Below are 19,743 nucleotides of genomic sequence, written 5' to 3' on the forward strand. Positions count from 1 at the left end.
ACATGAATGCGCCATTGCACACCGCACCACCTTTTGCTGAAGCACTGGCGTTGAGTAACTTCAGTTTTTTAAAAGGTGCGTCACACCCGGAAGAGCTGGTGCAGCAGGCCAAATTGCTGGGTTACAGCGCCATTGGCATCACGGATGAATGTTCGCTGGCGGGCATTGTTCGTGCACATCAGGCCGCCAAGGAATGTGGTATTCAACTGTTGGTAGGCGCCCAGTTTGTGTTCGCAAACAACAGTGCATTTACCGGCCAGCGCATTGCCTTGATAGTGAAAAACAAAACCGGCTACACCCACTTGTGCAGGCTGATTACCCAGGCCCGTGGCCGTGCAGCCAAAGGCGACTACCTCTTCACCCGTGACGACCTTGCTGATATTCCACCCGGACTTCAATTGCTGCTGGTGCCCGACGAACGCAACAAAGACAATTTTCCGGCCCTCTTAAGCTGGTGTGCCAAGCGTTTTGCTGGCCGCATGCACTTGGTGTGTAATTTGCAGCACCGTGGGTTCGACAAGGCATGGCTGCTGCACTTGCAAGCCCTGGCCCACCTGCACCGGGTTGAACTCATGGCCAGCAACTTGCCCGTGATGCATTCCGGCGAACGCAAGAACTTGCATGATGTGCTGACTGCCATTCGACTGAACTGCAAGCTGAACGACGCAAAACCATTTCTGGAAACAAATGCGCAACGTTGCTTGCAGCCCTTGCAAGTGCTTGCCAAAACTTACCCGCACAACTTACTTAAGCAAACTGCAACACTGGCGGCACAGTGTGTTTTTTCGCTGGATGAATTGCGCTACCAATACCCGCGTGAAATTAGCCCTGAAGGCCTGGAACCCACACAATACTTGCGCCAACTTGTAGAAGAAGGCGCAGCCCAACGCTACAGCGGCAAAGTGCCCGCCAAAGTCAGGAAACAAATTGAACATGAATTACAGCTGATTGAGGAACTGAAATTTGAGGCCTACTTTTTAACGGTTTACGACATTGTCCGTTTTGCGCGTTCCCGCAATATTTTGTGCCAGGGCCGTGGGTCTGCTGCCAATTCGGTGGTGTGTTATTGCCTGCACATTACCGAAGTCAACCCCGACAAAATGGCCGTGCTGTTCGAGCGTTTTATCAGCCGGGAACGCAACGAGCCACCCGACATTGACGTGGACTTTGAACACACGCGCCGCGAAGAAGTGATTCAATACATTTACAAGAAGTATGGTCGCGACCGGGCCGCACTGGCCGCCAGCGTGGTGGTTTACAGGCCCCGCTCAGCATTGCGGGATGTGGGAAAAGCCTTGGGGTTGGGTACAGATTTGATTGAAGATTTGGCCAAGTCGCAAGATGGCGGTTACAGCCGTAGCATGAGCGTGGACCACATGGTGCAGGCAGGCATTGATGTTCGCCAAAGCACTGTGCAGCATTGCGTGCATTTGGCCGATGAACTGCTGGGGTTTCCACGGCACTTGTCGCAACACACAGGCGGCTTTGTGATTGCGCGCGACAGCCTGACTGAACTGGTGCCAGTGGAAAATGCTTCGATGCCAGAGCGCAGCGTCATTCAGTGGGACAAAGACGACCTGGACGCCATGGGCCTGATGAAGGTAGACGTACTGGCGCTTGGCATGTTGAGCGCTATTCGAATGACGCTGGACGAATTGCACAAAAAACCCGGTGCCCCCAGAACCCTGCAAGCCATACCACCCGAAGACAGCACGGCATACGACATGATGTGCAAGGCCGACACCGTGGGTGTGTTTCAAATTGAAAGCCGTGCGCAAATGGGCATGCTTCCCCGCCTAAAACCCCGTGAGTACTACGACCTGGTGATTCAGGTAGCCATTGTGCGGCCCGGCCCCATTCAAGGCGGCATGGTGCACCCGTTTTTAAAACGCAGGCAGGGCCTGGAAGCAGTGAACTATCCTTCGGAGGCCTTGAAAGAGGCACTGGGCCGTACCCAAGGTGTTCCTATTTTTCAGGAACAGGTGATGCAGGTTGCAATTCTGGCTGCTGGCTTTACACCGGGCGAGGCCGATGCATTGCGTCGCGGAATGGCCGCCTGGAAACGCAAAGGCGGCCTGCACCATTTTTACGAGCGCGTGGTGAACGGCATGTTGGAGCGCGGCTACACCCGAGAGTTTGCAGAAAGTATTTTCAAACAAATGGAAGGCTTTGGCGAATATGGTTTTCCGGAAAGCCATGCCGCCAGTTTCGCCTTGTTGGTGTATGCATCGTCCTGGCTGAAATGCCACCACCCGGATGCATTTTTATGTGGTTTGCTCAACGCGCAGCCCATGGGTTTCTATGCGCCGTCACAGCTGATTCAAGATGCGCAACGACATGGCGTGACAGTACGGCCCGTGGATGTGCAGTGCAGTGCCCTTGAAACCCGACTGGAAAGCTGCACAGGTCAGCTGTGGACCGTTCGTCTGGGTTTAAACCGGGTCAATGGCTTGAAACATGACGCTGCTGTGCGTATTGTTCAAACCCGCGAGCAAGGGCTGTTTGAAAGTGTAGAAGACTTGACCAAGCGCGCTCGGCTTGACCGCGGCGACCTGCTTGCACTGGCCGATGCAAATGCGCTTGAGCAACTGGCAGGGCACCGCCGCCAGGCCGTGTGGCAAACCGCAGCAACTGAAACAAGGGGCGTTCGGCACGGCGCAAACAACACAGACCTGCTGACCAACACCCGCAGCAATGAAACACCGCTTGAATTGCCCAAAGCCGGTGAACTGGAAGACATGCTGGCCGATTACCGCGCCACAGGTTCAAGCCTGGAACACCACCCTATTTCATTTTTGCGCAAGCAACTGGCACCGTACAAAATAAGGCAGGTTGAAGAATTGCGCACTTACCCCAACGGCAGGCTGGCACGGGCCTGCGGCATTGTGACACACCGGCAACGCCCAGCCACTGCGCACGGCACCGTGTTTTTAAATCTTGAAGATGAAACAGGCAATGTGAATGTAATTGTGTGGAACAGCTTGGCCGAAGAACAGCGACATGTGCTGCGCAATGCGCAAATTATGGGGGTGTTTGGTATTTGGCAGCGCGAAGGTGAAGTATGCAATTTGGTGGCACGCAGGCTGGTGGATTACACCCACCTGCTTGCGCAACTGCAAACGCCGTCGCGAGACTTCAAGTAATCAGGCAAAGCTTTTTTACTTCAATGATTAAATATCCACTTCCACCAAATTGCCTTTGTCCTCCAGCCAGGTGCGGCGCGCGCCACTTTCCGTGCGGCCCATCAACATGTGCATCATGGCATTGGTTTCGGTCACATCCATGCTGCCCAAGGTAACCGGCAACAAGCGACGTGTGTCAGGGTTCAAGGTTGTTTCCCACAACTGCTCGGCATTCATTTCACCCAAGCCTTTAAAACGGGAAATCTTGATGTTCGCCTCTTTCACACCCTCTTTGCCCAGTTTGTCTTGCACCGCATAAAGCTCGGCTTCGTCGAGGCAGTACAGTTTGCGCGCGGGCTTTTTTCCCTGTGCGGGCACATCCACGCGAAACAGCGGTGGACGAGCCACATACAAGTTCTGGCTTCGAATCAGCGCAGGAAAATGCTTGTAGAACAAGGTGAGCAACAACACCTGAATATGTGAACCATCCACATCAGCATCGGAAAGAATACAAATTTTGCCGTAACGCAAACCGCTTAAATCGGGATTGTCATTCACGCTGTGTGGATCCACGCCAATGGCCACCGCAATGTCATGAATTTCCTGATTGGCAAAGAGGCGGTCTTTGTCGGTTTCCCAGGCATTGAGCACCTTTCCACGCAAAGGCAACACGGCCTGAAATTCTTTGTCACGGCCCATTTTGGCCGACCCACCGGCAGAATCACCCTCAACCAGAAACACCTCATTCAGCGTAATGTCGGTGCTTTCACAATCGGTCAGCTTGCCTGGCAAAATGGCCACTGAAGAGCTTTTTCGTTTCTCGACTTTCTGCGCTGCACGTGAACGGGCTTGCGCCTGTTTAATGGCCAGTTCAGCAATTTTTTTGCCGTCTTCAACGTGCTGGTTCAACCACAATTCAAATGCAGGCTTCACCAACGAAGACACCAAACGCACTGCATCGCGGCTGTTCAGACGTTCCTTGATTTGTCCCTGAAACTGCGGGTCGAGCACTTTGGCCGACAACACGAAATTCGCCTTGGAAAAGATGTCATCAGGCATCAACTTGATGCCTTTGGGCATCAGCGAGTGCATTTCACAAAATGCCTTGATGGCCTGAAACACTGCTTCGCGCAAACCCGATTCATGTGTACCACCAGCAGAAGTCGGAATCAGGTTCACATAGCTTTCACGCACGGGTGCACCCTCCGCCACAAAAGCCAGGGCCCAGGCTGCACCCTCGCCTTCCGCAAAACCTTCATCGCGAAGTACATCAACGCTCAGGTCGCCGCTAAACATGGGAGCCACCAGTTCACGGTCGAGCAACTCTTCCTTTAAAAAACCACGTAGTCCGTCATCGAATTTCCAGCGCTTGGCTTCACCGGTTTTCTCAGAAACCAACACCACCTCGACACCTTTCAACAACACAGCCTTGCTGCGCAACAGGCGGTCCATTTCGTTCAAGGGCAATACAGCGGAATCAAAGTACTGGGGGTCGGGCCACACACGCACGGTGGTGCCCTTTTTCGGATCGCTGCTAGTTTGCGGGCGTACTTTCAGGGGTTCGATTACATCGCCACCGCTGAACACCAGTGTGCCCACCTGCTTGTCGCGTACCGCACTCACCTCAAGCCGGGTTGAAAGGGCGTTGGTTACTGACACACCCACACCGTGCAGGCCGCCAGAGAAGCGATAAGCGCCACCATCGGCCTTGTTGAATTTGCCGCCGGCATGCAGGCGGGTAAACACCAGCTCAATAACCGGCACCTTTTCTTCGGGGTGAAGACCAATCGGAATGCCCCGCCCTTCGTCCTGCACCGAGACACTGCCATCGGTGTGAATGGTCACCGTGATGCGCGTACCGAACCCCCCCAAGGCCTCGTCGGCTGCGTTGTCGATCACCTCTTGAATAATATGCAAGGGGCAATCGGTGCGGGTGTACATGCCGGGGCGCTGCTTGACTGGCTCTAGCCCTTTAAGGACACGGATGGACGATTCTTGGTACTGGCTCATGACAACCTGATAGTTCAATGACCGCTTGATGATACCAATAATTTGGATTCATTTCGGGCAGGACTGGAACCATCTGCGGCTGTGCCAGCACTCATGACCAAGATAGGAAATTTGTTCCGCGTGGTTAGCACAATTTTCAAGGCTAATAAAGCAGCATGTCACCCCACCCCCTATCCATGGTGACACCTCGTTCGGACTTTTTGCAGCCTTGATACGCTGTGGCGTTATTTAAACAACTCGCCAAGGCCGACCATGATTCAACTTCCGTTTCAAGTAGAGAGGCTCGACATGAAACCGATTGCCCCCAAGTTAAAGATCACCGCGATTCAAAGGTGCTCAAGGGCGAATCTGGAAACAACTCGCTCGGAGTTTGAATTGTTGGTTGCCAAGCAGGAAAAGCGGTTGCGCAACTTCATCATCAAACATTTTCGTGATGAAAACGCGGTCGAGGATGTATTCCAGCAAACCTTGATTGAGGCTTACTGCTGCTGGGACAGCTTTCGAGGTGATGCAAAAAGAGCGACCTGGCTGTTTGGCATTGCACTGAACATTATTCGGAACACCGCGCGCCGCTCTCCACAGTACAAATTTCATTTCACTTCGGATGAAGACCTTGAACTGGAACAAGCGGAGGGGTCTGACCCCATGCAGCATTGCATGAAAAACGAATTCAGCATCAAACTGGAATCGGCGATTGGTAATTTGCCCAACGATCTGCGTGAAACACTGGTTTTGGTGGTTCAGCATGGCAATTCTTACCAGGAAGCGGCTGACATTCTGGGTATTCCAATTGGCACGGTGCGTTCGCGAATTTCAAGGTCGCGCGCCCAATTGAAATCAATCTACGACCTGTATATGGACTGATGAACGCAAATTTGGCAACCCGATATGGGGCACTCAACAAAATTCTGGAATCACTGGGAATGACTCTCAGCGACACCGAGCAATGTGCCGGTGAAGATGGCTATCGAATTGATTTTGAAAAGAACTTCACGATTGAGCTGCAACACCTTGGCGGCGCAGATTGCAGGGTAAGCGCAAGAATTTTCAGCTTGGGGAAATCGTTACAGGTTCAGGAAAACCAAATTAAACTGGCCTTGGCCCTGTTTGGTGAATTGAAAAACGACATGCCCGAAGGTGTGTCAACCGCAATTTCAAACCACGACAACTGCTTGCGCCTGTGTGTTGAAATTGTGAGTGAAAGCAAAGACATAATCATGTCGCAATTTCAAGGCTTTGTTCATGTGGCGTTTGCCTACAAACAAACCTACTTTCAGCACAAAGGCTCAACCTAGGGCGATCAGCCTCGGCTTTGTGCAGCCTTGGTCCGGTCGGCTAAAACAGCCTGAAGCCACAACTCGAATTTCTCTTTTGCATCCAGCACATTGTTGGCTAACATCAACCTGGAAACATGCAGCTTGGAATATTCAAGCTCAAAAATACAGGTTTGCTCCAGAGACTTAGCAAGCCAACGCTGCGACAGCCAATCTCGCAAGCAGTTACTTTCATAGCTGTTTAACACCAGGGTGGCCTGAAACTCGGAGGGACACGACCACGACTGCAACAATTCAGCCTGCCCCAAACCTTCAACAAGTTGCTCGTTAATCAAAAACCAGTTTCCGGGAGGGCTTTGCAACATGGGATTTGTGAATGCCTAGACAACACCAGCGGTGTCGCTGTGAACTTGTTGTGCGAGCGTACGGGGTGTAGAAAGGCCCGGGAAGCGCTGCAGAGAAAGAGGTTTCATCGGGCGAGCTTTGAGTTCAGAGAGAATGGCTTTGAAGGTGGTGCGCGCAGCAGAACCAGTTGGGTTGGCTGCACTGCTTGCTTGTGAAGACGCAGACTGTATTGGCGAAGTGTTTGGTTTGATCATTGGTGATAATTACAGGCACGAGGCCGATAAACGTCGTTTCATGAACATTGAGTGGCTTTGTCATCGGAATGGTTCCCGGTTTTTTCGAGCAAATCGAAACGTTTCATGCGGTAGTAAAGGGAATGCAAGGGAATACCAAGGCTTTCACTGGCCAGGCGTGCGCACCCGCGGTGTGCATGCAATGTTTGAATCAGAACGGCTTTTTCGAAAGCCAGCAAACGCTGCTTCAAACCGGCAGGTGCTTCGCTGCCAGGCACCGTGCAAGGTTCGCCCAGCCCCATCACATGCCGTTGTGCAAATGCGTGTAACTCGCGCACATTGCCAGGCCATGGTCGGCTCAACAACTCGTCCGTATCTTCAAGGTCCAGCTTGGGAACTTCCAGCTTGAACTGCGCGGCCACATCGTTCAGGAAATGACAGTACAGGGGAATGATGTCTTCGAGTCGCTCTGCCAAGGCAGGAATTCGAACCTGCGACACACTGAGCCTGAAGTGAAGGTCTTCCCGAAATCTGTTCTGTTCCACCAAGGTTTCAAGTTTGGTTTTTGTCGAAGCGATGACCCGAAAAACCGAGTTGTAGAACACATGCCCACCCAGCCGAATTGCGCCGCGATATTGCAGGGCATTCAGTAACTTGGCTTGACATGACAAAGGCAGGCTGTCTATTTCATCCAGGTACAGGGTGCCATTGTGCGCAAGCTCTAATTTTCCTGGCCTGTCTTTTTGCGCCCCGGTGAAAGCACCTGCCATCACGCCAAACACCTCGGCTTCAAAAAGCTGCTCTGGCAAGGCAGCGCAATTGACGTGCACAAACTCGCCTTTCACGTCAGAGTGCGCGTGCAGCCAACGCGCAGCGGTGTCTTTGCCAGCACCCGTAGGCCCAAGCAACACGGTGTCGATGGGCAGCTGTTTTAAGCGCTGTAATTGGGATACCGCATGGCGCATGGGTTGCGAACGAACAAATTCGTCACTGTAGGGCCCCAGGTTGCTGTTGGGCAGTGGCTTTTTACCAGAACGAAAAGGTTTGGTTCGTATCAGCTTTTCAAGTACATGAACTGCAGCCAAAGGATTGGCCGGGTGCACAATGGACGCAAAAATGGGAATGTCATGGTAAACGTACTCTTGCCAGGGTTTCTCGATAAAACGAATGATCTGTGTTTCAGGCTTTCTACCCTGGGCTTTGAAGTGCTCAATTAAATCCCCAAGCTGCTCCAGGCCCTGATCAACCAGCAGCCAATGCGCGGGCAAACTGCGTTTGCCCAACAGGTCGATCAGTGACAGTTCGTGAACACTGGCCTGCATCAACAACGCTGCGGCACGCAATCTGCTTTTGAGTTCGGGGGATTCAATGCAAAGGGTTAACTCGGTCATTTGCAGCCACGGCACAATGAAATGAATAAAGTTCATTGTGAGGGCTGCGTGCCAGCATTGGATCACCCCTTGGGATTAGTCAATGTTGTGATTCTGACTGCCCCATCACCTCCACCCGCAGCATGTCCCGTGCGCGTGACAAACGGGAGCGAACTGTACCAATGGGCAAGTCCAGTTCAAGTGCAGCATCCTGATAGGTAAACCCCTCAAGCAACACCAACTGAACCACTGTTTGCATTTTGCCCGGAAGGTGATCAATTGCAGACTTGAGGGTTTCCATGCGCTCCTGACGCATCAGGGATTCTTCAGGCTCGCACATGGAATCGGCAGGAATCAGGCTGATTTGCTCATCAAAATCATCGCCTTGAAAACGAAAACTGGTGTCGCGGTAACGAAAGTTTTTCACCAGATTCAGTGCAATGCCAAACAACCAGGTTTCTGGTTTGGACTCTCCACGAAAACTCGCCCAGTTGCGAAATGCAGCCAGGTGGGTTTGCTGAATAAGGTCATCCACATAATCCTCACGGCGCAGGTGTTTGCGCACGAAGTGGGTTAAACGCGATTGCTGCGACTTCAACAAGGCCTCAAGCGTGCAAAGTTGTGCCGCGGTCAGCGGTGTTGCTGTGTTTTCGTCAATACCTGAAACGGTGATTTCGAACTGCTGAACGTTTGCGGTGTGTTCCATGACCTGCCTCTGTTTGCTTGTGTGTGGTAACAAGCGTTGTGCAGTGTGCATGCCAGGACCATGCAAATTTCAAACGGTTGATTTCATGGCGCATTTATTGATTAACTCCCAACTCGTGTTGGATTTTTTCTAAATTTGGAAGGCTGGGCGAAGCAAAATCTCTAAATCAGCACAGGCTTGAGTACAGGCTGACTCCAGTTGCGGTGTAAAATGCGCTCAGCTCGCGGTAGTACAATGGATAGTACGAGGCCCTCCTAAGGCTTAGATACAGGTTCGATTCCTGTCCGCGAGACCAGGCATAAAAAAAGCCCCTGACTTGTCAGGGGCTTTTTCATTCACACGCTGGCTTGTTCAGCTGGCTTGCTCGGTCACAATTTTCCAGCGGCCGTCTTCTTTCTTCAAACGCAATGTTTTGCGAACATTGTCCGAGTACTTGTCGGCTTTGTAGGCCTGGTCAAACTCGGCAGTGGCTTCTTCGCCATTGATTTGAACATTCAGGTTGCTGATATCGACCTCAATACTTGCCTTGCTTGCGATTCGGGCACGGCGCTGGCTTTCCCATTGTGCCCGGCTTTGCGCGCCAGGCAACTCGAAGTTGGCCGAGTAGAAGCTGAGGTAGCCCTCCACATCGCGTGCACTCCAGGCTGCGGCCCAATTGCTGACCACCTCGGTTACCTCAACCTGAAGCTGGGCAGGGCTTGGGCCTGCAGGTGCTGCAACAGGTGCTGCGGGTGCAGCAGCTGTTTCCCCCCCCAGCAAGTCGTCTGCGGCGGGCGCAGCCGGATCAAGCATGGTATCTGCTGCTGGGTCCATGGCTGCTGCTGGATCTGCAACAGGTTCAGCAGCCGGTGCTGGTTCCACAGCCGGTGTAGGCGATTGATCCAGCACTGCCGGGCGCAACTGGTCCAGACCGAGGAAATGGCTGACTGGCTTCAAGTTGTCGGCATTGTTGATCAATGCCTGACCACCGTAAGTCACAATCAACAAACCAATGAACAGCGTATACACAGGCAGCAACCAGCGCTCGTAGCGATAGTAGAAGGGCTTGTGCTTGGTGTCTTCAGCTGCCTTGTCCATTTCAGCTTCACCCACTACCTGCCTTGCAAGCAACTGGTTCAGCGCCACTGGCGGCGAGAGATAACCCAACTCAAACGCGGTGATCACAATCATCCAGAAGTGGACTGGGTGAATACCGTTGCTGTAGGCAATTGGCGCCACGGTGGCCGACACGAGAATAACCGCACCAAACGGGTCCATGACCATGCCGATGAATACCATCATGAACATGAAGATAGTCAGCGCCATCCAGATACTGCCCATTTCAGCTGGCACAATGCTCATCAGACCAGAGCGTTCGATCATGCCACCCACGCTAATGGACAAGGCCATCAACATGATCAGCGCACCGATGTGGCCAATTGTTTCTGTGGTGGCACTACGTACCGCCATTTCCAGGCCTTCGTTCTTTTTCTTGTCTGCCTGTGTATCGCCACCTACTTTGGTGGGGCCACCACGCAACTTGTCGAAAATAATCACGAACAACATGATCACGGGCAACATCACTGGTGCAGTAAATTCGTCCAGCTTGGTATCCAGCAGGTACTCATAGCCGTAAACCACCAACAACATGATCAAGATGTAAGGCGAAACTGGCACCAAGGCGCGAAGCGACTGCGGCAGGGCCTCTTTGGCCTTTGCACGCTCTGTCACACGCCCTTCTGCTTTCAGCAGCGCGATAATCATGAAAATCGTAGAGGTCAGGATGAATACGAATAAACCCCAGCCATACAATTCGCTGGTAGTAACTTCTTTGTTCAAGGCCGCAATAACCACGATGAGCAGACAAGGGCGAAGCACCACACCCAGTGAACCCGACATGGCGGTAGCGGCCAATGCAAAGTGGCGCCGTGCGCCAACGGCCAGTACCTCACGGTACACAATGGCACCAGCCGCGATCACGAACACACCAGAGGCACCTGTGTAGGCTGTGGGCACAGCAGCAGCCAGCAACACAATGTAGGTAAACACCTCAGGCGGTAATTTCCATGGACGCAGAATGTCCATGAACAGGGAAACCACGCGGGTTTGCTTGAGCAACATACCTGCCCACAGGTACAAGGCCAGGTTCAGGAAAATGCTCGACAATTCGGTGATTTGGCCAAAGTAAATTGCCAAACCTGCGACGTAATCGTCCATGAAGAAGTTGATACCCGCATTCAAGGCCATGAACGCATACAACGGGATGCTCAACAGACCCATGCCGTAACTTCCGCCCTCCTCGGCTTGTGCGGGAATTTTCAGCACGTCTTTCAAACTGATGAAGGACAGTGCTGCAAACAGGGCAATCGCAATAATGCTGATCAGCGGATTTTCAACCGCCACGCCCGAATCGTATTGAAGTTTCAGGTAGTAGCTGGCCGAAATCGTCATCAGCAAGTTGGCACCCAACATCGCCAATGAATAGACCTGAAAGTCTTTCTTGGTGCGGGGTGGACGCAGGCTGATGTGATGAAAATGCTTGGTGGTTGAAATGGCGGCAATCGCGACCATGATCAACAAAATCAATGGGCGATTCTCTGTACCAAACTTGAAAATACCAAAGAAACCGGTTTCGACCTCGCGGAATGCCTCCACTTCGGGAGTAATCGCTTTGCTGACCCGTTCGTACACGGCGAAGCGCTCGCGACACTGGTCGCGCGCAGCCTCCAGCGAGGCACGGATTTCGTTCGGATCAATTGCAACATCACCAAACAACAAATCGAGATCGGACTTGGGCGCGCTTTCAGCATCGGCAAGCTGTTTGGCTACCAGTGCATCAATGTCGGGGTTGGCTTCACAGGTGGGTGCTGAAGGATCGGCACGCAACAGGAAGTATTGAACCTGGTTTTCGGGATCGCCAAACATGCGCTCGCCTAGCCGCAAGAGCTGGCCATGCACCATTTCGCCGGTACCAATAATCAGGGTAAGTAACAGCAGTGAGAAAATCGGGAGGCTGGACAGCCATTCGGATGGCGTGCGACCAAACCATTTTTTGCCGGCGGAACTCTGCATAACGGATCCTTATCAGCGTCAATCGACTGATTGACTGATCTAATTAGCTATTTAAGATAATAAAAAAGGGGCAACGGCAAGCCCCTTTACTGCAAAGGCAAACTGGCGGGAATAAGCCCCGCCAAATTCTGTTACAGCTCAGTTTTTGTAGAACACTCAGAGTCGGCACGGTTCACACCACAACGAATCTGTTTCATGATGTTCAAAGCCTTGGGGTCGTAAGATCCGCTCTTGGCGAGACTGATACGGGATTCGCGCAACAAGATGGTGTATTTCACAGAGTCGGCGGCAGGAATATCCATCCATGCACCATTGGGGATGCCCTTTTCAGCATTGGTAATGATTTGCATGCCGGCCGGGAATTTCTTGGACCAGTAGTCACGTGATTTTTGTGCGAAGCCTTCAGGGAACTTGCTCTTGTTCACGATCAATTGGTAAGTAAGAACAGCAACCGGGAAGCGAACAATAGCCCCTGCGTTACCCAAGCCCTTGTAGAGTTCCAAAGGTTTGTAGGCAGCAGCAGGCGCAGCAATAATGTCAACAGAGCCGTTATTGAACTTGGCACCAAAGTTGGAAATGTCAGCCGACACGGGTGAGGCGCCCACTTTGGAAATCATTTCCTTTTGGGCTGAGTCGTAATCAAACGAGGCAATCTTCTTGCCAGCCAGTTTTTCAACTGAGTTGATGTCGCGGCTTTTCACATACAAGTAAGCAGCGCCAAACGGGAAAATACCCGCCACCTGATAGTTGCCTTGCGTCATTAGCGCGTCTGCTTTCTCAGTAGCGAACAGTTGAATGGTGCGCTTGACAACTTCATAACTCAAAGGCATGTCCACTTTGCCGTCTTTCACCACGGAAGCAGCACCCAAGGCGTCGATTGAACCGGCAACTGAATTGTAGGCACGTGTGCGGAAAGAGGTGGCCACAAGCATGTCGCACTGGCCGGTCTTGAAGTTTTCCGAGGCGATTTTTTCATCAGTGAACGCTTCAAGCTCCAGGTCGGCACCAAAGCCCTTGGCGGCGAGAACGTAGTCTTTGCTCAGGTTGAACACATCACCGCCCGCGCCCAGAATGTCGAACACGCATACTTTCTGTTTGGCCAAAGCCGGTGATGCGGACGCCATCAGAGCCAAGCCGAAGCCTGCTGTGATTGCTTTCATTTTAAATGTCATTGTCTGGTCTCCCAAAATTGTGTTTCTGCGCCTTGTACCAGCTGCTAGAGTGCTGTCAAGGCTTGCTGTGAGCAAAAACTTAGTTCAACAAGTCGTCCACGTTCATGCCAGCAGGCATCGCGGCTTCTTCATCCCAATACTTTCCCATGCTGCCCACTGGGGTGCGAGTACCTACATTTTCTGTCCAGTAACGGTCGGAAAGGTTGGTCATCACAGCAACGGAAATACCTTCAACCAATGCGTATTGTTCGCTTGGTTTGAAATCTTTGACATTGGCAAACCGCTTGGTCGAGTCGCGGAAACGGGTGGTGTCGCCCACTGCCAGCGAGGACAAACCGTACATCACGTGAGAAAGGCGAACACCCTGACGCTCGCCAATCAGCATGGACAGGCGGAATGTACCCCACACGTCTTTGCCTTCAGAGGCACCCGGCAAAATACTCCACACCACAGCACGCGCTGCATTGGGAGCACCCCACCATTTGGCATTCGATATGCAGGTGAGCGCGCGTTCGGATTTCGGTGCGATGTCGGTGGGTACACCTACCATTTGCTGGGAAGCAATGTCGTTTACCACGGCTTGCAGGCCAGCCACGGTGCCTAGCAGGTAGGTCAGTTCGTCGAAATCTCGTTCAAACTCGGGGCAACCCTCGCCGTACTCGAAGTTGTATTTGTCTTCAAGCTTGTTGCGCATGGCTTCAAACGCGCGCAGCTGACGGCGGGCCGTAATTTCCAGCAAGCGCTTTTGACCGATACGGGCGTCTTGGGCTTCTTCAATGTTGTTTTGCTTGGAGGCACGCAGGTAGCGCAGCTCTTCTTCCACGGCGCGCTGTTCGGAACAGGCGGCAGAGGAAACCAGCAACAGGGATTCAAGCAGTTGGGGGTCGCCACCAAACGCGCGGGTACCACCTGAGATTAGAGGAAAATTGCCTGTGGCAAAACGACAGGCCATGTCGACATCGTCGATTTCAAGCTGAGGAGGAATAATTCGGCGTTCAATCAGGTTAATCGCGAGGTTTGTGGCACCCCGCTCAACGCTTGCGCAACCTGCCGCAAATGCAACCACTCCCGAAATGGCCAATAAACGCCATACGCCAGCTTTGATCATTGATGTCTCCGTTGATTTTTCTTTTATACCTTGTCTGGTCAATATTTGGATTTGACCTTTGAGTAACAAGGTTTGCGCACGTTATTAAACCATGAAATATTCACCCATCCAAGGGAAAGTAAACAGTTGTTAATAGAAGCGTCATTCTATTTAACCCGGCAAACCCAAAGAAAGATGCCAAAACACCCCGCAATTGAAGGCAATAAATTGTTAAAAAGCGCGGAGAATAAAGTATCTCCATGTTGCCCTCTCGAAATTCATGATGCAGATTGACCTACCGGCAGACAATCCCGACACCGCTGCAAAGGACAACACAGGCAAGCCTGAGCAGATGAAGCAGGCCGTGAAGGACATGACGCCGCTGAAGGGCAAAACTGCACTGGTGGTCGATTCTGCGTTGGCTACTCGCCGCGCGCTTCAGGATCAACTTTCGCAATTGGGTGCCAAGTCAGTTATTTTCGCCAGCTCGGTTTCTGAAGTTGAACAACATTTGAGTTCTCGAGAATTCGCGCTGATTGTTTGCGAATATCAGCTTGAAGGCGACCGCAACGGCCAACAATTGCTGGAAGACTTGCGGGTGAACAAAAAACTGGCCTGGTCCACCGCATTCATGATGGTGACCGGTGAGCGAAGTTATGGCAATGTTGTCGCAGTGGCCGAGTTTGAGCCTGACGATTACCTGATCAAACCTTTCACGGCATCGACGCTGTCAGACCGTGTGGTTCGAATATTCAACCGGAAGATTCGCCTGGCTGAAGCCTACCGTTCAATGTTCGAGGAACGCTTTCAGGAAGTACCGGGCATTTGCGAAGATCTGGAATCCCGGTTTCCCCAGTACCTGAATGAACTTGAACGCATGCGTGTTGAGTCGTTCTACAGGTCTGCACAGTATGAGAAAACCGAGCAGGAATTGCTCGCCAAACTTGAGAAAGCCCCCAAGCCTTGGATGCAGTTGTTGCTGGCCAGGGTGAATCTTGAGAAAAAACAGTTTGAAGAGGCCAATGAACTGCTCAGTGAAGTGGTGAAAACAAACCCGGAATACCTGGCAGCAAGCGACCTGTTTGCCGACGTGCTTTGGGAACAAAACCGCCCTGCCGATGCATTGGACATTCTCGAGAAAATGGGTGCGAAATCACTGTCATCGACAACCCGCTTGCGCAAGCTGGCCGACCTGGCTGTTCGGATTGGCGACAATACACGATCAAAGAACTACCTGACGAAAGTAATTGACCGATCTCGAAACACCTCACTTTCGCAAATTCACGACTACCTTCAGCTGTCGAAAATTTATGTGAAAGAAGGTCGACATGAAGAAGCTGAAAAATTGACTGCAAAAATGCGCAGCACCGTGAACTCTGCCGAGCTCGACCTGGCACGCGCCATGATGGCGATACAAAAAGACATCGCCGATGGACGAGGGGTGAAAGCCAGTGACAAACTGACCGCGTTTTTCGAGAGTAATTCAGATGTACTGCCCACGCTTGAACCCGAAACATTGACCAGCCTGCTGGAGCTTTGTTTTGCTGTAAACATGGACACCAGGGGATATGAGTTGGCCAGCCAAATTACCAAGCACAAGCCCTCCAAGGCCATGCTGGACAGAATTCGTGCAGCGATTTCGGATTTCAAAAGCAACCAAGGCACCGCCAGCGACTGAAAACACGGCCAACTACAAGGCCCAGGCAGACTTGATCAATTCATCCAGATAAGCGCCATAAAACTCGGGCAAACTGGCGCCCAACAAGGGCTTTCCAGCCGCAATACCTTTGGCATTGAACACCATGACTGTGGGTGAAAACTTCACATTTAACGGACCAGCCAGAGATTTGCCGGTATACCTGTTGCCGTCAAACCAGGTAAAACTGCGTTTGTTGTCGGAAAAATCAATTTCGTAAACTGCCACCCTACCCTTGTAACCAGGATCGGCGTGAATGTGAAGAAGCGATTGTTGTCTGACTTTTTCGCAGTAAGCACAATCGGGCAAAGAAAACAAAATCACCACGGCGGGTACCTGCCCGTGCTGAAGATTCGATGGAAAAGAAAGAGTACCGCCACCCGCGCCAAACGCGGGTGAAAACCAGGCAAACAACACAAACAGCCAAATTGCTTTCATGCAATTTAGACCACAAATCCTGGGTTGTCGTTCATTCCGATCAATTTGGGTGTGTAAGGCACTTTGGTGGCCACTGTTTTCTGGTCTTTCAGGTACGTTTCTACCACGTCCCAAATTGGCGGTTCGCCGTTGTTGCGGGCTTCCTCAGCCACAGGGGCCCAACCCGCCACCTTGTAAGTTTTCGAGGCCTCAATGGGTTTGCCGTTCAAGCGCATGTCTGAAATACGCTGACCAGCTTCGCCGTTGGGGTTGCAGGTGTAGGTCAAACCACCCACACGCACCATGTCACCACCCTGCTGATAATACGGGTCGGGGTTGAACAGGTTGTCACACACATCCTCAAGCACTGTTTTGATGAACTCGCCTTTCATCTGCGTGAGCGTGGTGTTGGGATAAGTAATTGCGGTTTGATCCATCAGGTGTTCGCGCGTGATGGTTTGGCCGGGCAGCAAGGAAGTACCCCAACGGAAACCAGGAGAAAACGCAATTTCAGCGTCTTTCACTTCAATCAAGGCATCAATAATCAATTGATCCCAACTGCCATTGAAATTGCCACGGCGGTACAGCAAGCCTTCGCTCACGGCCAGGGGTTCGCTCAGCTTTTCGATATAGGGTTTGCGCACATTGCGCACAAAGGCATCCATGTTGGGATCGGCTGGCAGCATGTTCGAAAACACGGGCAACAAACGGTATTTGAAATCCCGCAACTTGCCACCTTGAATATCCATGTCGAGCACACCCAAAAACTTGCTGTTGCTGCCCGCGTTGGTCACGTAGGTGGTACCCGACGAATTTTTCACAGGAATGGCATTGGGTACACCATCGTGTGTGTGGCCACCCAGAATAAAATCGATGCCGGTGACGCGGCTTGCCATTTTCAGGTCAACATCCATGCCGTTGTGTGAAAGCAGAACCACTGCTTGCGCGCCTTTGGCACGCACTTCATTCACCACTTCCTGCATGCTTTCTTCCTGGATGCCATAAGACCAATCCTTCACAAAGTAACGCGGATTGGCAATTGGGCTGTAAGGAAACGCCTGGCCAATGATTGCAACCTTGCAACCATTGATTGTTTTCATCACATGGCTGGGAAACACGGGGTCGCCAAAATCGGCGGTTTTGATGTTCTGCGCAATGATGTCGATTTTGCCTTTGAAATCCTTTTCAGCCACTTCAAGAATTCGATCTGAACCGTAAGTGCATTCCCAGTGCAAAGTCATCACATCCACGCCCAACATTTTTGCAGCATCGACCATGTCTTGCGCATTGGTCCACAAGCTGGTGGCCGAGCCTTGCCAGGTGTCGCCGCCATCAAGCAACAGCGCACCGGGCCGGTTGGACCTCATCATTTTGACCAAAGTTGACAAATGCGCGAATCCGCCCACCTTGCCGTAGTGCTTCGCAGCCTCTTCAAAATTCAGATAGGTGAATGCATGTGCCTGTGCTGAACCGGGTTTGATGTTGAAGGCTTTCAGCAGCGATTCGCCCACCAAATGGGGTGCTTTTCCAAATGCGGCAGCCACGCCCAAATTCACATTGGGCTCTCGAAAATAAATCGGCACCAGTTGGGCATGGCAATCGGTCATGTGCAGCAAGCTGGCATTGCCAAAAGGTTTCAGGTCGTACAGTTTTTCACCGTGACCACCAGCCAGCACATGGGGTGAGTTGATCGCCATACCAGCAGCCGAGGCGGCCGCCAACATGCCCATGAATTCGCGTCGATTCATCTGCATAGGTATTTACTTGTTGACCGGTGATTCTGGTGCCATCAACAGGGCCATCACATCTTTCAACTGGGTTTCAGTCAAAATGCCCTCGGCCCCAAAACGTGGCATGTTGGAACATGCGTTGTAGGCATGCGAGTTCCAGATTTTGGCCCAGGTGTACTTCATGATTTCTTCAGAATTGCCGCGCAGCTTGCCGTACTGGTACAAGGAAGGACCAATGTTGCCATACGACAATTCTTGCGGTGCCAGTTGATGACAGGCGTAACAGTTGCCGCCCGCAGCAGTGCCTTCCTTGTCCGAAAACTGGAAACCCACGCCGGTTTGAGCAATTTTTTCGCCTGCTTTCCAGTCACCCAGAAATTTGCCATCGGCTGGATACTTCACCGCAGACAAGGCGGCATTTTGCAGCTCGGTGCGTTTCGCATCAGGCAAACCGCCAGGTGCTGTCTCCGCCAAAGAGCACGCTTTTTGAAGCTCGGTTTGGTTCACGCGTTCAAGTTTGGCGATGCCCTTCTCCTTGAACGATGACAACATGAGCTGGTGGATCTCTTCATTGCTTGGCTCGGCCACGACAGATTGGCTGTCTGTATTTGCGCACGCTGCCAACATAGCGACCAGTAACAGCCCAGTTGAATATTTGATTGTACGAAGCATGTTTGTTCTCCTTGTTGTTAGCGCTTAAGCGAAGTGGCCTGCATGGTACCGCCCTCGGCTTTCACACCCAGGAAGGTAATCAGGTCGATCGACGCTTGCGAGCCATACTTCAACTCGGGGAAACGTTGCTGACGGAAACAATCGTACATGCGCCATTGCATGGAACGAACCGCGCCCTGCGACACCCGGTAGGCCGGCCAGGCGGCGAATGCGGCTTGTGCAGGTTCGGGTTTGGTCAGGTTCGGTAAGCCTTGCAGGCGAATGCGCTGGTCATCGCTTGCGTGGCAACTTGCACATGAAAAATCGTAGGGGCCGGCACGGTAGAAGAAAATTTTCTCGCCACGGGCGCGCGATGCCTTCTCCTCGGGATGGCCTTGAGGAACCTTGATGGCAGCACCACGCGATTGCGCGTAGATATACGCCACCAGCGACTCGAGCTCAGTGGGCTTTTCACCTGCGCCCGAGTATGGCTTCTTGGTAACCTCTGCAACATCGCGACCTTGCAAAGTCACCATGCAATGCACCAGGCGAGTTTCAACATCCATCACTTTGCCCGCATCACCGAAAAAACGTGGCATTGTGGCGGCAACACCCTCTAACTTGCCAGGCCCTGCACCCATATCACATTGCTCAAGTGATGCATTTTTAGGGCCTTGCGGCTTACTCCAAAGGTCTTCGCCGCGCAGTTCAACCAACTCTGCCGGATTACCATCGGCCAGCATGTCGCGGTATTCCTGAATACCTTGCTCGGTGGTTTTTTGAGCGTACGCACTCATGGTGAAGGAAGCCATTGCTCCGGCGCCCACAAAGGCCACAACGGCTAGCTTGGCCGCTGTTTTTGCTGTTTGCCTCATCTCA

At 52.2% G+C, this 19,743-nt stretch carries 15 protein-coding genes and 1 tRNA gene; 5 read left to right on the top strand and 11 right to left on the bottom strand.

Annotation, left to right across the window (positions count from 1 at the left end; genetic code table 11):
• The first annotated feature begins 2 nt into the window (after window positions 1–2).
• Window positions 3–3,143, top strand: coding sequence for an error-prone DNA polymerase (locus tag B4C79_RS12465; protein WP_291739379.1), 3,141 nt, complete (start codon window positions 3–5; stop codon window positions 3,141–3,143).
• 27 nt (window positions 3,144–3,170) lie between these two features.
• On the opposite strand, the gene B4C79_RS12470 is transcribed toward B4C79_RS12465, so the two are convergent.
• Complete coding sequence (locus tag B4C79_RS12470; RefSeq protein WP_291752077.1) at window positions 3,171–5,132, bottom strand: DNA topoisomerase IV subunit B; 1,962 nt, start codon at window positions 5,130–5,132, stop codon at window positions 3,171–3,173.
• A 288-nt stretch (window positions 5,133–5,420) separates the two neighbouring features.
• Between B4C79_RS12470 and B4C79_RS12475 the strand changes: the two genes are divergently transcribed.
• Both B4C79_RS12475 and B4C79_RS12480 read left to right on the top strand, forming a co-directional pair.
• Complete coding sequence (locus tag B4C79_RS12475; RefSeq protein WP_168426957.1) at window positions 5,421–5,996, top strand: RNA polymerase sigma factor; 576 nt, start codon at window positions 5,421–5,423, stop codon at window positions 5,994–5,996.
• The gene (locus B4C79_RS12480) at window positions 5,996–6,427 is read left to right on the top strand and encodes a hypothetical protein (protein WP_105028927.1); all 432 of its coding nucleotides are present in this window, start codon (window positions 5,996–5,998) and stop codon (window positions 6,425–6,427) included. The genes B4C79_RS12475 and B4C79_RS12480 overlap by 1 nt, the downstream gene beginning before the upstream one ends.
• A gap of 5 nt (window positions 6,428–6,432) precedes the next feature.
• Here B4C79_RS12480 and B4C79_RS12485 read toward each other — a convergent pair whose 3' ends face one another.
• The 3 genes from B4C79_RS12485 to B4C79_RS12495 form a co-directional block, all read right to left on the bottom strand.
• The gene (locus tag B4C79_RS12485) at window positions 6,433–6,771 is read right to left on the bottom strand and encodes a hypothetical protein (protein WP_291739376.1); all 339 of its coding nucleotides are present in this window, start codon (window positions 6,769–6,771) and stop codon (window positions 6,433–6,435) included.
• Window positions 6,772–7,043: 272 nt separating this feature from the next.
• Window positions 7,044–8,411, bottom strand: coding sequence for a sigma 54-interacting transcriptional regulator (locus tag B4C79_RS12490; protein ID WP_291739375.1), 1,368 nt, complete (start codon window positions 8,409–8,411; stop codon window positions 7,044–7,046).
• 43 nt (window positions 8,412–8,454) lie between these two features.
• Window positions 8,455–9,060 carry an RNA polymerase sigma factor gene (locus tag B4C79_RS12495; RefSeq protein WP_171098805.1) on the bottom strand — a complete coding sequence of 202 codons (606 nt, stop codon included), beginning with the start codon at window positions 9,058–9,060 and terminating at the stop codon, window positions 8,455–8,457.
• 220 nt (window positions 9,061–9,280) lie between these two features.
• Here B4C79_RS12495 and B4C79_RS12500 point away from each other — a divergent pair.
• A tRNA-Arg gene (locus B4C79_RS12500) sits at window positions 9,281–9,355 on the top strand.
• A 56-nt stretch (window positions 9,356–9,411) separates the two neighbouring features.
• Here the strand turns inward: B4C79_RS12500 and B4C79_RS12505 are convergent.
• From B4C79_RS12505 to B4C79_RS12515, 3 genes are all read right to left on the bottom strand, one after another.
• Window positions 9,412–12,111, bottom strand: coding sequence for a TRAP transporter large permease subunit (locus B4C79_RS12505; protein WP_291739374.1), 2,700 nt, complete (start codon window positions 12,109–12,111; stop codon window positions 9,412–9,414).
• A gap of 131 nt (window positions 12,112–12,242) precedes the next feature.
• Window positions 12,243–13,283, bottom strand: a complete 1,041-nt coding sequence (locus B4C79_RS12510) for a putative solute-binding protein (RefSeq protein ID WP_291752082.1) — start codon at window positions 13,281–13,283, stop codon at window positions 12,243–12,245.
• A gap of 79 nt (window positions 13,284–13,362) precedes the next feature.
• The gene (locus B4C79_RS12515) at window positions 13,363–14,391 is read right to left on the bottom strand and encodes a hypothetical protein (RefSeq protein ID WP_171098799.1); all 1,029 of its coding nucleotides are present in this window, start codon (window positions 14,389–14,391) and stop codon (window positions 13,363–13,365) included.
• 259 nt (window positions 14,392–14,650) lie between these two features.
• Between B4C79_RS12515 and B4C79_RS12520 the strand changes: the two genes are divergently transcribed.
• Window positions 14,651–16,048 (top strand): response regulator, encoded by a 1,398-nt coding sequence (locus tag B4C79_RS12520; RefSeq protein ID WP_171098798.1) that lies wholly within the window; start codon window positions 14,651–14,653, stop codon window positions 16,046–16,048.
• 12 nt (window positions 16,049–16,060) lie between these two features.
• Here the strand turns inward: B4C79_RS12520 and B4C79_RS12525 are convergent, their stop codons facing one another.
• Genes B4C79_RS12525 through soxA form a run of 4 tightly spaced genes read right to left on the bottom strand, consistent with a single transcriptional unit; the run spans window position 16,061 to window position 19,739 of the window.
• Window positions 16,061–16,504, bottom strand: coding sequence for a hypothetical protein (locus B4C79_RS12525; protein WP_291739373.1), 444 nt, complete (start codon window positions 16,502–16,504; stop codon window positions 16,061–16,063).
• Between the two features lie 5 nt (window positions 16,505–16,509).
• Window positions 16,510–18,237, bottom strand: a complete 1,728-nt coding sequence (gene soxB / locus B4C79_RS12530) for a thiosulfohydrolase SoxB (protein ID WP_291752085.1) — start codon at window positions 18,235–18,237, stop codon at window positions 16,510–16,512.
• A gap of 6 nt (window positions 18,238–18,243) precedes the next feature.
• Window positions 18,244–18,885: a sulfur oxidation c-type cytochrome SoxX gene (gene soxX, locus B4C79_RS12535; RefSeq protein WP_171098792.1), complete on the bottom strand. Its 642-nt coding sequence runs from the start codon at window positions 18,883–18,885 to the stop codon at window positions 18,244–18,246.
• Window positions 18,886–18,902: 17 nt separating this feature from the next.
• A complete protein-coding gene (gene soxA / locus B4C79_RS12540) occupies window positions 18,903–19,739 on the bottom strand; it encodes a sulfur oxidation c-type cytochrome SoxA (protein ID WP_171098789.1) in 837 nt (278 codons plus the stop codon).
• Window positions 19,740–19,743: the final 4 nt, after the last annotated feature.

It is taken from the genome of Limnobacter sp. UBA7229, assembly GCF_002473065.1.
GTDB lineage: Bacteria > Pseudomonadota > Gammaproteobacteria > Burkholderiales > Burkholderiaceae_B > Limnobacter > Limnobacter profundi.

What these genes read in the sequence shown, in the direction of transcription:
- soxB (WP_291752085.1), bottom strand. Translation starts at nt 18,237, where the DNA reads ATGCAGATGAATCGACGCGAATTCATGGGCATGTTGGCGGCCGCCTCG.
- B4C79_RS12495 (WP_171098805.1), bottom strand. Translation starts at nt 9,060, where the DNA reads ATGGAACACACCGCAAACGTTCAGCAGTTCGAAATCACCGTTTCAGGT.
- B4C79_RS12505 (WP_291739374.1), bottom strand. Translation starts at nt 12,111, where the DNA reads ATGCAGAGTTCCGCCGGCAAAAAATGGTTTGGTCGCACGCCATCCGAA.
- B4C79_RS12485 (WP_291739376.1), bottom strand. Translation starts at nt 6,771, where the DNA reads ATGTTGCAAAGCCCTCCCGGAAACTGGTTTTTGATTAACGAGCAACTT.
- B4C79_RS12475 (WP_168426957.1), top strand. Translation starts at nt 5,421, where the DNA reads ATGAAACCGATTGCCCCCAAGTTAAAGATCACCGCGATTCAAAGGTGC.
- soxA (WP_171098789.1), bottom strand. Translation starts at nt 19,739, where the DNA reads ATGAGGCAAACAGCAAAAACAGCGGCCAAGCTAGCCGTTGTGGCCTTT.
- B4C79_RS12510 (WP_291752082.1), bottom strand. Translation starts at nt 13,283, where the DNA reads ATGACATTTAAAATGAAAGCAATCACAGCAGGCTTCGGCTTGGCTCTG.
- B4C79_RS12465 (WP_291739379.1), top strand. Translation starts at nt 3, where the DNA reads ATGAATGCGCCATTGCACACCGCACCACCTTTTGCTGAAGCACTGGCG.
- B4C79_RS12520 (WP_171098798.1), top strand. Translation starts at nt 14,651, where the DNA reads ATGATGCAGATTGACCTACCGGCAGACAATCCCGACACCGCTGCAAAG.
- B4C79_RS12490 (WP_291739375.1), bottom strand. Translation starts at nt 8,411, where the DNA reads ATGAACTTTATTCATTTCATTGTGCCGTGGCTGCAAATGACCGAGTTA.
- B4C79_RS12515 (WP_171098799.1), bottom strand. Translation starts at nt 14,391, where the DNA reads ATGATCAAAGCTGGCGTATGGCGTTTATTGGCCATTTCGGGAGTGGTT.
- B4C79_RS12480 (WP_105028927.1), top strand. Translation starts at nt 5,996, where the DNA reads ATGAACGCAAATTTGGCAACCCGATATGGGGCACTCAACAAAATTCTG.
- B4C79_RS12470 (WP_291752077.1), bottom strand. Translation starts at nt 5,132, where the DNA reads ATGAGCCAGTACCAAGAATCGTCCATCCGTGTCCTTAAAGGGCTAGAG.
- soxX (WP_171098792.1), bottom strand. Translation starts at nt 18,885, where the DNA reads ATGCTTCGTACAATCAAATATTCAACTGGGCTGTTACTGGTCGCTATG.
- B4C79_RS12525 (WP_291739373.1), bottom strand. Translation starts at nt 16,504, where the DNA reads ATGAAAGCAATTTGGCTGTTTGTGTTGTTTGCCTGGTTTTCACCCGCG.